The 14,208-nt window shown below is 51.0% G+C and carries 11 protein-coding genes; 4 read left to right on the top strand and 7 right to left on the bottom strand.

Going from position 1 to position 14,208, the window contains the following annotated elements:
- Positions 1-4: 4 nt before the first annotated feature.
- The 6 genes from V8F51_RS18745 to V8F51_RS18720 all read right to left on the bottom strand — a co-directional run bounded on the left by V8F51_RS18745 (position 5) and on the right by V8F51_RS18720 (position 7,342).
- Positions 5-700 (bottom strand): N-acetylmannosamine-6-phosphate 2-epimerase, encoded by a 696-nt coding sequence (locus tag V8F51_RS18745; protein ID WP_442956460.1) that lies wholly within the window; start codon positions 698-700, stop codon positions 5-7.
- A gap of 24 nt (positions 701-724) precedes the next feature.
- Positions 725-1,567 carry a carbohydrate ABC transporter permease gene (locus V8F51_RS18740; protein ID WP_337101897.1) on the bottom strand — a complete coding sequence of 281 codons (843 nt, stop codon included), beginning with the start codon at positions 1,565-1,567 and terminating at the stop codon, positions 725-727.
- 20 nt (positions 1,568-1,587) lie between these two features.
- The gene (locus V8F51_RS18735) at positions 1,588-2,442 is read right to left on the bottom strand and encodes a carbohydrate ABC transporter permease (RefSeq protein ID WP_337101896.1); all 855 of its coding nucleotides are present in this window, start codon (positions 2,440-2,442) and stop codon (positions 1,588-1,590) included.
- 127 nt (positions 2,443-2,569) lie between these two features.
- Positions 2,570-3,982, bottom strand: coding sequence for an ABC transporter substrate-binding protein (locus V8F51_RS18730; protein WP_337101895.1), 1,413 nt, complete (start codon positions 3,980-3,982; stop codon positions 2,570-2,572).
- Positions 3,983-4,028: 46 nt separating this feature from the next.
- Positions 4,029-4,940 (bottom strand): dihydrodipicolinate synthase family protein, encoded by a 912-nt coding sequence (locus V8F51_RS18725; protein ID WP_337101894.1) that lies wholly within the window; start codon positions 4,938-4,940, stop codon positions 4,029-4,031.
- A 617-nt stretch (positions 4,941-5,557) separates the two neighbouring features.
- Positions 5,558-7,342, bottom strand: a complete 1,785-nt coding sequence (locus V8F51_RS18720; RefSeq protein ID WP_337101893.1) for a cache domain-containing sensor histidine kinase — start codon at positions 7,340-7,342, stop codon at positions 5,558-5,560.
- A 370-nt stretch (positions 7,343-7,712) separates the two neighbouring features.
- Here V8F51_RS18720 and V8F51_RS18715 point away from each other — a divergent pair, with 370 nt between their 5' ends.
- The 3 genes from V8F51_RS18715 to V8F51_RS18705 all read left to right on the top strand — a co-directional run bounded on the left by V8F51_RS18715 (position 7,713) and on the right by V8F51_RS18705 (position 10,985).
- Positions 7,713-9,113 carry an ABC transporter substrate-binding protein gene (locus tag V8F51_RS18715; protein ID WP_337101891.1) on the top strand — a complete coding sequence of 467 codons (1,401 nt, stop codon included), beginning with the start codon at positions 7,713-7,715 and terminating at the stop codon, positions 9,111-9,113.
- 73 nt (positions 9,114-9,186) lie between these two features.
- On the top strand, positions 9,187-10,083 hold the full coding sequence (locus tag V8F51_RS18710) for a carbohydrate ABC transporter permease (RefSeq protein ID WP_442956457.1): 897 nt from the start codon (positions 9,187-9,189) through the stop codon (positions 10,081-10,083).
- 14 nt (positions 10,084-10,097) lie between these two features.
- Positions 10,098-10,985: a carbohydrate ABC transporter permease gene (locus tag V8F51_RS18705; RefSeq protein WP_337101890.1), complete on the top strand. Its 888-nt coding sequence runs from the start codon at positions 10,098-10,100 to the stop codon at positions 10,983-10,985.
- Positions 10,986-11,256: 271 nt separating this feature from the next.
- Here V8F51_RS18705 and V8F51_RS18700 read toward each other — a convergent pair whose 3' ends face one another.
- On the bottom strand, positions 11,257-12,906 hold the full coding sequence (locus V8F51_RS18700) for a response regulator transcription factor (RefSeq protein WP_337101889.1): 1,650 nt from the start codon (positions 12,904-12,906) through the stop codon (positions 11,257-11,259).
- Positions 12,907-13,156: 250 nt separating this feature from the next.
- On the opposite strand from V8F51_RS18700, the gene V8F51_RS18695 reads away from it, so the two are divergent.
- On the top strand, positions 13,157-14,161 hold the full coding sequence (locus V8F51_RS18695; protein WP_337101887.1) for an ABC transporter substrate-binding protein: 1,005 nt from the start codon (positions 13,157-13,159) through the stop codon (positions 14,159-14,161).
- The last annotated feature ends 47 nt before the right edge of the window (positions 14,162-14,208 follow it).

Genomic DNA, 14,208 nt, shown 5'->3' with positions numbered 1-14,208 from the left:
TCCTCTACTCCATCGCTTTCATAAAACGTTTCGTAATATCCATCGGCCTCGTAATCGCGGAGCCCACGACCGCCGAGTATACGCCGATGTCGACCATCCGGCGCAATTCCTCCGGCGTAGAGATGCCTCCTTCGGCAATGACCGGGACGGATAACGCCTTCACAAGCTTCTCCGCTAATTCAAAGTCGGGAAGCGACTTTCCTTGCGTCGCTGCCGTATAGCCGCTAAGCGTCGTGCCGACGCAGTCGAAGCCAAGCTCCGCCGCCTTCACGCCTTCCTCGAACGTGGAGCAGTCGGCCATAAACAGCTGATTCGGATATTTCGCCCGGATTTGCGGGAACAGCTCCTCGATCGTCGAGCCGTCCGGCCTTACGCGATCCGTCGCGTCCATCGCAATAATGTCGACGCCTTCCTCGCAAAGCGCTTCAACCTCGGCCATTGTAGGCGTAATAAATACCTGCGAGCCTTCATACACCTGCTTGATAATGCCGATGATCGGGAGCCCGACGCGCGTTTTGATTTCCTTAATATCTTCCACGCTATTCGACCGGATGCCTGACGCCCCGCCAAGAAATGCCGCGTACGCCATTTTGCCCATAATGAAAGGACTGTGAAGCGGTTCCTCCGGCAGCGCCTGGCAGGACACGACCAGCTTGCCTTGAATTTTTTCCAATAGAGGGTTCTTAGTCATAAGTTGCATCTCCATCTATATTCGATTTAAGTGCTATTCTTTCACTGCGCCTGCCGTAGCTCCGGACGTAAAGTACCGCTGGAACAACACGAAGATAAGCAGCATCGGAATGGCAGCAACGGAAGCGCCGGCCATCTTGTATGCGAAGTTAGGATTCAAATCCTGCATCAGCGTCGCCGTGCCGACCATGAGCGTCTTCATGTTCTTCTCCTGGCCGATGACGAGCTGCCACAGGTAGTCGTTCCAAATTTGTACAAAGTTCAGTATAAACAGAGCGCCGATGCCCGGTTTGACGATAGGCAGCATAATTTGCATGAACACTCGCCACTCGCCGGCCCCGTCGATCTTGGCTGCTTCCCGCAGCGCGTCGGGCGTGCTGTCGAAAAATCCCTTGAGCAGAAAGACGCCGAAGGCGCCGGCCACGTTCGGCCAGATCATGCCGTTAAAGCTGTTGACCATGCCGAAATCCTGAATGATGCGGAACAGCGGCACGATCATAATTTCCTTCGGAATCATTAAGCTGGAAATGAAAATAATAAAGATAGTCGTCCGGCCTTTAAAATTGATTTTCGAAAAGGCGTAAGCGGCCATCGACCCGACGGCAATGACGAGCAGCGTCGTAGCGCCCGCCGTAAATATACTGTTGAACGTCCATCTTAACGCCGGCTGGTTCTGAAAAATATCGGTGTAATTGGCAAATGTAACGGATGTCGGCCACCAATCCGGCGGCATCTTCACCACGTCCGAGCTGTTCTTGAGCGAGCTAGTAATGAGCCAATATAAAGGGAATAGGCTGACAATGGCAAAGACGGTGACGACTATATTCGATACCAAGTCGAACATTTCTATTTTCTTCGTTTTTTTCGTTTGCGTCATCATGTATCGACTCCTCGCTTCTACTTCTGCTTCATCATGGCTCTGAGCTGCGGAACGGACAGCAGCAAGGTGATGGCGAACATAATAACGCCGACCGCGGAAGCTATGCCAAGCTGGTTGTATTTGAAGGCGTTGTTGTAAAGGTAATACATCAGGGTGACCGAAGCATTGTTAGGACCGCCGCCCGTGAGCAATTGAATGACGACGAAAATTTTCAGCACCGCAATGATGTTAACGATCGTGATATAGATCGTCGTCGGCTGAACCGACGGAATCAATATTTTCATAATGACCTGCCAGCGGCTCGCTCCGTCTACCTCGGCGGCTTCGAACAGATCCTTCGACACGCCGATCATCGAGGCGATATACAAGATAATCGCTTGACCGACGTTGCCCGCGAACGTAACGAAGATGATGACGGGCAGCACCGTCTGCGGATTGCCGAGCAGGTTAATATTGCCCATGCCCGCCTCGCGCGTCAAATACGAGATGAGCCCGTTGGCTGGATTCAACAAGAAACTCCAGACCATACTCATGACAACCATGGAGACCATGACCGGTATATAATAACTTCCCCGTATGAAGGAAACGTACTTAGCGTTTTTATCGAAAATGGCGGATGCGACGAACAAGGAGAAGCCTACCGTCAACAAGACGATGAAGAGAACGAACACGACCGTATTAATTAGCGCTTTGAAGAAGACAGGATCGCTGAACAACGTCGCGTAGTTATCAAATCCAACGAACGTTTCATTGTTGTAATTAATCTTGTACAAGCTAAGCCTGATGCCTTCCAATATCGGGTACACGAGAAACACAAGGAAAATCAACATTTGCGGCAAAATAAACAAATAACCGGTAAGGTTCTCTTTCACAAAACTATTCCGAATGCGCATGGTGGTTACCTTTCTGATCGGCGGCCCTTACTTGCTTGCAACGCAGGGCCGCTGATCATGTATTGTTTATTTGTCTATCGATGATCGATGATGGATGATAGGTAGATTACTGGTAAATGACCGAGTTTTCTTTGTTCGTTTGAATCACTTTATTGCCGTTCGCCACATAATCATTGATCGCTTGCTCCGGAGTCTTCGCTCCCATAAGCAGCGCCTGCAGCTCCGGATAAAGCGCTTCGCGCAGCTGACTGTAGCCCGGAACGTTGCCGCTGAAGCTGAATACGTATTTCGAGTTCGCGTCATAAGCGGCGAAGAACGGGTTCTCGCTGCTCAGCTCTTCTACAACCGACGAGCGGACTGGAATGCCGTTTTTCGACGACTTCACGAGCTCAGCGTCGCTGGAGAAAAACTTCACGAAATCTTTCGCTACTTCCGTTTTCTTAGCGTCATCCGACTGGAATACGCTTGCACCTACCACGTAAGTGAAGGTGAGCGGATCTCCGCCCTCAGAAGGGATGTTCGCCAGTCTTACATCGAACTTAGGTGAAGTGCCGCTTGCCATATTGGTTTTGATGCCGTTAAACAAGATCGGGTTCGTGAAGCTGATCGCGAGTTGCTGATTTTGGAACATCGCGTTCGCGTCGTTGGACGATACCGACTCCGCGCCGGGATTCGTATAACCCGCTTCGTATATTTTTTTCAGCCATGCAGCCGCTTTGTAGCCCTTGTCGTCATTCAAGATAATGTTGCTATCCTGATCGAAGAACGAGCTTCCGAACATTCTAAGGTAAGAAAGATTCCATGTATCGCCTTGGTTATTCATTGCAAAAAGCGCCATCGGGTAAGCGTTGGAGTATTGATCCTTCGGCAGCTTCGTTTTTAGCGCCTCAAGAATTTGCTCGTATTCGGCCAATGTCCACGTCTTGATTTCGTTTTCTCCGCCGATGAGCGATTCCAGGCCTGCCGCCTTGAACATGTCCGCGTTGTACACGAGCGTTCCCGGGTTGTTCTGGAACGGGTAGAAGTAAATATCGTCGCCGTACGTTACCGAATCCCAGTAGCCTTGCGAAATGTCGCTTTTGGCAGCGTCGTCGACGATGTCCGTCAGCGGCACTAGCGCTCCGCGGTGAACGTAGTCGCCCATGGCGAACGAGCTTTCGAAGAAGACGTTCGGCGCGGTTCCACCGTTCAGGTTAACGTTAAGCAGTTGGTCGCGCTGATCGCCGGCGATAACCTCAACCTTAACGGTCGCGTCGTATTTGTCATATTGCTTCGTGAATTTCTCTGCCGCGTATTTCATGAAGCTGTCGTAATCGGCACCGTCCTCGGATGCGTCAAGCACGCCTTTCCATTGCGGAGTCAGCCAGACCGATATTTCGACCTTCTCTTTGCCGCCGCTGCCTCCCGCGCCGCCGTTCGATCCGGAGTTGTTGCCGTTATTGCCCGAGCAGCCTGAAACGATCAATGCCATTGTCGTAAGTGCCGCAAAACATGTTGTAAGGAAACGTTTACTCTTCATCCGAATATCTCTCCCTTAATCTGATTGATTGTTTGCGTTGCCCAGCTTAGTTGACGTGGTTTGCAATTGCCTTATCGATATCCGCTACGATGGCTTGAACGCGCTCGCCATCATTGCCGCTTAAGCCGAGCATCGGCGCTCTGACGCCGCCGATATTAACTCCTCTAGCCCGCAGCACTTCCTTAATGGCGGCGTACATCGAACCGTTCAAGGAGCATAACGCGATGATGATGTCGTTGATCGCGCTTTGAAGGCTTGTCGCTTCCGCGAATTTGCCTGCCTTCAGCAGTGCGTCCGCTTGCAGGAACAGCTCCGGCATCGCGGCGTACGTGCCGCCGATTCCTCCGTCCGCTCCCATCATCCGGCCTGCGACGAATTGCTCGTCAGGACCGTTGAATACGATGATGCCTTCGCCGCCGGTTTTTTTGAACCTTTCGATATCAAGCGCCGGCATGGAGGAGTTTTTCACCCCAATGACCTTTTCGTTCTGAAGCAGCGTTTGGAATACGGCCGGTGTCAGCGTGTAACCCGTCGTCTGCGGAATGTTATAAATGATAAACGGAAGCGATGTCGCGTTCATGATGTCGTTCCAATAGCTGATGACAGCGCTGTCAGGCAGTTTGAAGTAGATCGGCGGAATCGCGGAAAGCGCATCATACCCAAGCTCTGCGGCATGCTTAGCGAGCGCGATGCTGTCTCTGGTCGAAGGAGCTCCCACATGCGCGATAAGCGTCATTTTGCCTCTAAGGTGATTCGCGACGTAAGTCAGTACAGCTTTTCTCTCCTCGAGGTCCTGGTAAATACATTCTCCCGAGCTTCCCCCAACGTAGACGCCCTGCACTTTCTTGCTAAGCAGGTAGGATGCGAGTTGCTCCGTCCGATCCTTCGATACGTTGCCTTCATCGTCATAGCAGGCGTAGAAAGCGGGAATGATGCCGTGAAATTTTTGCTGGCTCACTGTAATTCCTCCTATTGTTCATAGAGTGAAGATAAGCGGCATCCGCTTAGCGCATGGCTTGTAAATTATTTTCTTTAAGATTTTCCCCTTGAAAATAATTTCTTCCAAAACGCTGCGCGGCCCGCCCGACCTATCTCCTTCAAGCTGACAGGACCCCCATGTAAGTCCCTTGCTAACGTTGTAACACAAAAAAATCGCGCTGCGTCGCGATTCGGCGATGAGGTAAAAACAGAGCCCGCCTTTGTCAAAAACGAGGGATGCGGCTGGAAATGATTGCCGAGCAAATTGATCTCTACAAAGCTCTCATCGAGCTGCTCTAACTTCTGCTATCGCTCCGAAAGAACATATGTGCACTTACAGCCGTGACCAGTAAGCCAGCTTCTCCACGTAAGAGCTTATAAGCTCTTACAGGAACGTTCGAGCGGGCCCAAACCTCCGTTTCTGCTCTGTAAGGTCATATGTGCACTTACAACCCAACCAAGTAACCCTGCTACTCTCCGTAAGAGCAAATATGCTCTTACAGGCATTCGCGCGCGTGCTCGAACCTCCACTTCTGAACCAAAATTCCCTCTGCGGACAAAACAAAAAAGCCTCATCAGTAGTGACGAGGCTTTCCCTTATTGCTGTATAGCCTTCGATGCAGGCAAACGAAGGATAACCTTCGTCCCTTCTCCAACCTGGCTGTCGATCGAGAGGCCGTATGAATCACCGTAATAATAGCGGATGCGATCATGCACATTTTGCACGCCGATATGCTCGCTGTCCAACGTATCCGTCGCAGCTTCACGCAGACGCTGGCGCAGCGCCGCGAATTGCTGCTCCTCCATGCCCGCCCCGTTGTCCTTGATCTCGATGCAGAGCGCCTGATCGGCGACGTATGCGGAAATCTCCAGCTTTCCTTGCCCGCTCATGCGCTCCAAGCCGTGTACGATCGCATTCTCTACGATAGGCTGCAGCGTGAAGTGAAGCACCGGAAGCGCCTCCGTCCCCGGCTCGATCGTCTCCGAATAGGTGAATCGGTCCCCGAAGCGCATTTGCTGAACTTTGACATACAAGCGGGTATGCTCCAGTTCCTCGCGCAGCGTTACGATATCTTTGCCCGTCTGGATATGGATGCGGAACAGCCTGCCCAGAAGTCCAATCATCTCTCCGATATCGCGCTGACCGGCGAGTATCGCTTTCATCTGAATCGATTCGAGCGTGTTAGCGAGAAAATGGGGGTTGATCTGGCTCTTGAGAGCGCCGTATTGCGCGACCTTCTGCTGAGCCATCGTCATGGAGGAACGCTCGATATGATCCTGCAAATCCTCCACCATTTTGCGAATGCCTTTGTACAGCACCCCGAATTCGTCCTGCCGATCCGTACTCAGATCGACATCGAATTTGCCGAGGCCGACCGCCCTGACTTGCTTGCTTAACGAAATAATCGGCTTCGTCACGCGAGCCGACAACAGGAATAAGAAAAGCAATGCCGTAGCCAGCGAGCTAAGCGCTACGCCGAGCAATATTTTACGAAACAGCGTCGCATCCTTGGTCATGTCCTGCTCGTCGATGTATTGAATGACCTTCCAGCCGGAATAGGCGGAGGTTACGAAGTTCAAGTAAGACGGCGTCTCGGCGATAGACGCGTAGAAGTTGCCGGTATCCTTTAGAAGCGCGTTGCTAATGACCGCTTGTCCAAGATCGGCCAACTCCTCCTCCCCAACCAATGCCGAGGAGTATACCGTATTTCCTTTATCATCAACGATAATAAACTTTCGATTCGTATTCTCGGACAGGCTTAAAATTTCGCGCAGCGAATCGAGCCGGATGTCGACGAGAATGACCGCGAGGTTCTCTCTAGTCCCCGTCTTATTAATGACCCGGGCAATCGAAATAACCGATTCCTGCGAATCGATGCGCTGGAACGGGGCATGCGTGCCGAACAGCACCGCCTTACCCTTCGACTGAAGCGTTTGTTTGTACCAATCTTGCTCGTAGAAATGCTCGGCATTATAATCCGTTTGATTAAAGTCAGCGGAATAAAACACCCGGTTGCCCGCGAATACCTGAACGCTGTCGACGTTCTTGATCGTAAGCTCGATTCGGCTGATGAACTGCTCGATGACGCCGCCGTACTTGATGCTAATATCGCTTGGATCGGGGTTCTGATTATTTGACCAGTGGACGAGCGAGCCTTGCAGCTGGCTGTCGAGCTGAGCGGTGAGCGTTCCCGTCTCGATGCTTTGCAAATATTGATCGATGTTAAAGGACAAATTGTTAAGAATAAGATTGGCGCTGTTCTGATATTCGTTCTTGACCGTCTGCAGGGAGAAGAAATAGAGGATGCCGGACATTACGGTAAGCGGGAGCGTGATGATACAAATCATCAGTACGAATATTTGATGGTTCACATGCTTCATCTGAAACAGCCGAGATATTCTTTTAAAGCCGCCCACAATGACCACAACCCTCATGTTTATGAATTCCTTAACGCCCATTGTACAGTTCAATCGCTCGCAATGCTAATATAGATTACAAGTGAGAAAAACTCCTATCGGAGTAATTCGAGGATGAGCGACCGCGTTTTAGTTGAAGTTTTTATCGCCAAACTGAATGATCTTCTTTACGCTCTAGCGCTGTAAAGCACTTAAACATTCTGTTGTGGTAAAAAACGAGACGTCCAATGTCAAAATCGAGGGATTTTGCGACTTTTTTATATCGACTATGCTTAATGGCAAGGAATGAATCCGCTTCACTTGTTCATTCTAAATAATGGCAGGGGGAATTTGAATGGCAGCACCAACAAAGAAGGCAACACTTTTGATCACCATCATGCTCGTGATGCTTTTGGCAGCCTGCAGTTCCAACAACAATGGATCCAACACCAAGACAACGGCAGAACCGAATGCAACCAGTACCGCAACGCCTACTAACAGCGCCGAACCGCCAGCCGCTGAACCGGTTGAGATTACGTGGTGGAACTTTCCCAACTTCCAAGCGCTCGACGGTGAGGTTGGCAAATACGAGAAACAAATCATCGCGGCTTTCAACGAGAAGCACCCTGAAATCAAAGTAAATCTCGAAATGATTACGTTTGACGGCGGACCTGAGAAGCTGAATGTCGCGATCGCGTCCAACTCCGCGCCGGATGTCATTTACGACGCTCCGGGCCGTGTAATCGACTGGGGCAAAAAAGGACTGCTCGCGCCGCTCGACGACATGATTACAGACGAAGTGCGCGGCGATATATCCGAAGCATTCTGGAAACAATCCATGGTCGGCGACCAAACGGTTATGTACCCGATTAATACCGCTCCGTTCTCGATGGCCGTGAACAAGACGGTATTCGAGAAAATCGGCGCTCTCGATCTGCTTCCGCTGGACAGACCGGACCGCGTCTGGAGCTTCGATGAATACAAAGCGGCGCTTCAAGCCGTTAAGGAGAAAGCGCCTGACATCATTCCGTCCGTCTTCTTCGCGAAGTCCCAAGCCGGCGACCAAGGCACAAGGGCGTATATCGCTAACCTTGGTTTATCCAGCTTCCTCAATGATGACAATAGCGCTGTCGCGATCAATACCGATGCTGCCGGCGCGGCGCTCGATTGGATTGCCCAGGCTCAGAAGGATAAGCTGATCATTTCCGGATCGGCTGCGCTTGCGGCATCGGACGTCAATGATCTATTCCTGCAAGGCAAAGTAGCGTTCTCGATTAACTATTCGGCCGTATTGAAAGCGCAGAATGCAACGCTGAAGAAAGCCGAGTTCGAGGAAGTGCTGCTGCCGTTCCCTACGCTTGATGGTTCCGCGCCTAAGCTTGAGCCTTACCTCGGCGGCATGGCGATCTTCAACAACGATAATGAAGCGAAAATTCAAGCTGCGAAAAAGCTAATCGACTTCATCGCGAACGATGAAGTGTACGGCAAGAAGAACCTGATCCAAACCGGCGGCTTGTCCGTCCGCAATTCGATCACGGGTCTGTACGACGATCCTGAATACGCCTATGCGGAGGTTGCCCGCAAATTCATCACCGCTCCGCCGACGATCGCGGACGGCTACGCCGAGATTCGCACGCACTGGTTCCCTGCGTTGCAAAGCGTCTTATTAGGACAAGCGACAGGCAAAGAAGCGCTTGACGACTTCGCTTCCAAAGCGAATGAAGCGATCACCAAAGCCAAGTCTGAACTGAAATAACGATGCGTTCCCGGGAGCAGCGCACGCCATGTGCGCTGCTCCCTTTCTATCACGAGGTAAGGAGAGATCACATATGTTCGCAGCGGTCCTGAAATCCAAACGTCTCGTATGGCGCGAATGGCTGGTCAGCTATTTGTTCCTGCTTCCGGCAATGGCCTTCTTCCTTCTATTCGTCGCTTACCCGATGCTGAAGGGCATCTATATCAGTATGTTCGACTACACGCTGAACCGGTTCGAGTTCATCGGGTTGGGCAATTATACAGAGTTATTCCAAGATAAAACGTTCCTGAAAGCGATGAAAAACACGATTCTCATCGTATTGATCACCGTTCCCGTCGTCATCGCATTCTCAATCTTCGTTGCTAATACGATCTATACCAAAAGCGAGTTCACGCGCTCGTTCTTCCGCGGCGTCTTCTACTTGCCGGCCGTTTCCTCGGTCGTCAGCATCACCGTCGTATGGGCGTCCATCTACGATCCGAACTACGGCATCCTGAACTTCATTACAAGTCTGTTCGGCGCGGAGCCCATTGCCTGGTTAGGCGATCTAAGAACGGCGTTGTACGCAATTATCGCCGTATTAGTCACGACATCGGTCGGTCAGCCAATCATTCTGTACGTTGCCGCGCTTGGCAATATCCCGACTTCGTATATCGAAGCCGCTCAGATCGACCGGGCAACTCCGGGACAGATCTTCCGCAAAATCGTATGGCCGATGCTTATGCCGACCAACCTGTACATCATCGTCATTACGACGATCAATACATTCCAAACGTTCGCCATCGTTCAATTGCTTACCGCTGGCGGCCCGCTTTATGCAACATCGACCGTTATGTACGGCGTATACGAGAAGGCGTTCATGCTCGGTTCGTTCGGCATCGCTTCGGCGATGGGGATGATCTTGGCTGTCGTCATCGGCATCATCTCGATCCTGCAATTCAAATTTCTAGGCAGCGATGTCGAGTACTAGGAGGCGAGACGCAAATGAAATCTTACGAACATACACCATATAGCCCAAGCTTCGGCAGCGGACGCAAAAAGCTAAAGTGGCTGACCAAGCTGACGCCAGGCTATCTGTTATCGCATATCCTCCTGATCGTTCTGTCGCTATTCTTTATTTTCCCTTTTTACTGGATCGTAACCGGCGCGTTCAAGGTGCAAAATGTGGCGGTAGCCATACCGCCCGAATGGTTTCCGCTTGAGCCGACCTTGGACAATTTCGTAAGCCTGTTCAAAAATCCTGTCTGGCGCTGGACGTTCAACAGCTTCTTCATCGCAGCGGCGGAAATGGTCGGCATATGTATCGTTGCTTCAATGGCCGGTTATGTGCTGGCGAAGAAACGTTTTCCCGGACGGGTGATCATCTTCACCTTATTCGTCGCCGCTATGGCGCTTCCGAAGCAGGTCATTCTCGTTCCGCTATTTACGATGATTGCCGATTTCGGGTGGATCGATCATTACAAATCGCTTATTCTGCCGGCGATCGGCTGGCCCTTCGGCATCTTCCTGGTTAAGCAGTTCGCACAGACGCTGCCCGGCGAGCTGCTGGAGGCGGCCAAGATGGACGGCTGCTCCGAGCTGCGGCTCTATTACAGCATCGTTCTTCCGCTGTTGAAGCCGGCTTTAGGAGCACTCGCGATCTTTACGTTCATCAACGCTTGGAATGACTACTTCAGCCAGCTCATTATGATTCGTTCCACGCCTATGATGACGCTGCCGCTTGGCGTTGCCACACTCAAAGGTGAATATACGACGCCGTACGGCGTATTAATGGCGGGAGCGGCATTCGCTTCCATTCCGATGATCGCGATTTTCCTTCTGTTCCAGAAGGCGTTCACGCAAGGCATTACGATGGGTGCCGTGAAGGGGTAATGGAGGTGGTAGGGATGAGGGCGGGCTATGTTGGAGCATTGCAGTAACTTCTGCCGGTTGATGCGCTATTTCAAACCTATATTGGATATCTGCATTAACTTTTCGTACAGTGGCCTCGAATAGCCCTCTACAGAGCGAAGTTGCTGCGATAATCCATTATAGAAGTCGGAATGGGCTCAAAGAGGCATTCTATCCTGCAGAAATCCAACATAGCGAGAAGAAGGGCAGCTCCAATGGGTCAAATCGACCTTGGGCTGCCCTTTCTTATTCACTAGTATAGTATGCCAAGCTGCTTGCGGTAATCGGTCGGCGTCATGCCGGCGACGAAACGGAACATTTTCACAAAATGCTTATAGCTCCTGTAGCCGCACATCGTGCATACCTCGGTAACGAGACGGTTAGGATCCTCCAGCAGCTTCTTCGCATGGGCGATCCGTATCTCGGTCACGAAGCTAAGATAGTTCTGATTAAGCTTCGACTTGAATAAGCGGCTCAAGTACGAAGGGTTATAGAAGAAATGATCAGCTACCATTTGGAGCGTAATATCTTGATCAAGATTATTTTCGATAAAGCTTCTAATTTGGTTGAAGATCAGGTTCTCTTGCTGAACAGGATGGTTCAGCTTCCCATACAAATCATTCAGATGAATGACCCACGCCGCCAAGTAACTAAATAGTGCGTCTAACGTTCGAAAATCGTCGACGAAAGTCAATTCCAGCAGCTTGTCGCTGGATACACCCTCCATCGGAAAACCTTGCTTATGCGCGAATCGCAGCGTAACGCTAATAATCTCCTGCATGAAAGCGAGCCATTGATCGCCGCTCACATAAGGCAGCGCCTCGGCGGACTGGGCGCACAGCCTATCCATCAAAGCCTTGACGGCCGCTCCGTCTCCCTGCTCCAAGCAGGCCAGAAGCGCATTCCGATCGTCCTGCCTCAATTGAATGACCTTGTCGGTTGCTCCCGTTTGTGATGGAGCCTCGATAGATCGCTCCGTTCGGATGAGCCATCGCTCGGAGTCCGCGAATCTGCCCAGCAGCGCTTTGGCTGCAGCATGGAGATTGTCGGCTAGCTTCGATACGTCGGAGGAAGCATGTCCCAGTGCCATGTACAAAGCTGCAGTCGCATCGGCATTCACTCTTTCCAGCGAAATTACGATTTGCTCCCTTAGCCGCTCAAGCCCTACCTCTTTGTCCTCGAACTGCTCCATGACGAGAAGCATATACAGCCTGCCTCTGCTCGTATAAACCATGAGCCGTTGCATCTGACCGGATGCTGCAGCCGCTTCAGCTACAATGCGCTCGGCCAACGCCCGCCATTTGCGTCCCTGCGCGATACTATTGCGAGCAAAGCAGGTTGCGGCAATCGGTACGCAAAGCGACAGCGGCTGCCGCTGAATAACATCATTCTCTAGAAGGCGCGCTCCAACCTCATCGGGATCTACTCCCTCCAGCAATTGCTTGACGATTTCGCTTTCCTTCCACTTCGTATGTTCTTCATAAGCTGCCTGCCATGCTTGTTTCTCCTGCTGCTCTTCGCGGCTTTGCTGCAGGAGATGAATACATTCCGTCAGCGCTTTCATACTTGGCTCGTATTCGAGCGGCTTCAGCAAATATTGCTTGACCACTCCGAGACGTATCGCGTCCTGCGCATATTGAAACTCACTATATCCCGTTAAAATGATAAAAACCGCATTCGGAAGCAGCGGCTTGAGCTGTTCAATCATTTCTAGACCGTTCATCTCCGGCATGCGTATATCCGTAATGATGAGGTCCGGCCATTCTCTCAGCGCCGTTGCGATCCCTTCCTTGCCGTTCTCGGCTTCCACGATCGTGCCGATGCCTAATTCATTCCAAGGAAAATACTCCTTCAATCCCGCGCGAATAAGAGGTTCGTCCTCGACAATCATCACTTTCAGCATGACAGTCCCCCAAGCATCCATTTACGAATCTTTAAAAATAATTATAACGGAAACAGCAAGCGCTCACAGCCGAATAATTAAGGAAAACAAATAAGTAGTCAGAATCGGACCCTAATTGTCAATTATAGGACATACCATAACCGGCGAAATTATCGAATGAAACTATTTTAACAAAGTATTTGCCAATATATAAAACCCATGCTATAGTGATAACGATTATCAATATCAACTTCATAGGGGTGGAATTACTTTGTTTAAAAACAGAACTTTTTACGCTTTATTTGTACTCACTTTGGCCGTTACTTTCGTACTCGCAGCTTGCGGGAACAACAATAATACCGGAGCAGCAGGCGATGCTTCGCCAGCGCCTACAACTGCGCCAACAGCAGCTCCTACTGACGAAAGCGCAACAGGCGAGGTGGAAATGATCACGTTCACAGCTGGCAACGGCGACGTAGAAGTTCCAAAAAATCCACAGCGGATCGTCGATCTGACTGCCTTCTATACAGGCTACTTCGTAGCGCTGGAAGCCCCGCTCGTCGGAGCGCTTGATGGCGCATTGCAAAACCCTTACCTGAACGGAAAGGTAGACGGTGTTGAGAATCTTGGCAGCGAGCCTACCCCTGAGAAAATCTTGGCGCTTAATCCTGACCTTATCATTGCGTATGTTGGCACAGAAGGTCTTGAAAGCCTAGCGGAAATCGCTCCAGTCGTTGCCGTACAATACGGCAAGCTGAACTATAAGGATCAAATGGTTGATTTCGGCAAGCTGACGAACAAAGAAGCCGAAGCGAAAGCTTGGGTTGAGAACTGGGAGAGCAAAATTAACGAGCTGAAGCCGCAGGTGCAAGAAGCTGTAGGCGACAAAACCGTATCGATCCTAAACCCTTATTCGAAAGGTCTGTATGTATTCGGACATAACTACGGCCGCGGCGGAGAAATTATTTATGGCGAATTCGGCCTGAAAGCTCCGGCAGCTGCTCAGAAAGAAGCGATCGACAGCGGCACAGGCTGGGCGTCCATCTCGCTGGAGGTGCTACCTACTTATGCGGGCGACATCATCTTCACTTGCCCTTGGTCTGGCGATACAAGCGATCCGAAAGTCGTATATGACAATGCGCTCTGGTCCAGCCTGCCTGCAGTTAAAGCAGGCAACGTGTTCCAACTGAATCCTGCAGCAGACACTTACAATGACCCAGTGTCGCTTGAAGCGCAGTTGGACTTTATCACAACGAGCTTACTGTCCGTAAAATAGTAACCACTAAAAGGACCCGGGCCTTCACTTTATAGTGAAGAGCCAGG

The organism is Paenibacillus sp. YIM B09110 (assembly GCF_037167145.1).
Taxonomy (GTDB): domain Bacteria; phylum Bacillota; class Bacilli; order Paenibacillales; family Paenibacillaceae; genus Pristimantibacillus.
This window is presented reverse-complemented; position numbering and strand designations above follow the sequence as displayed.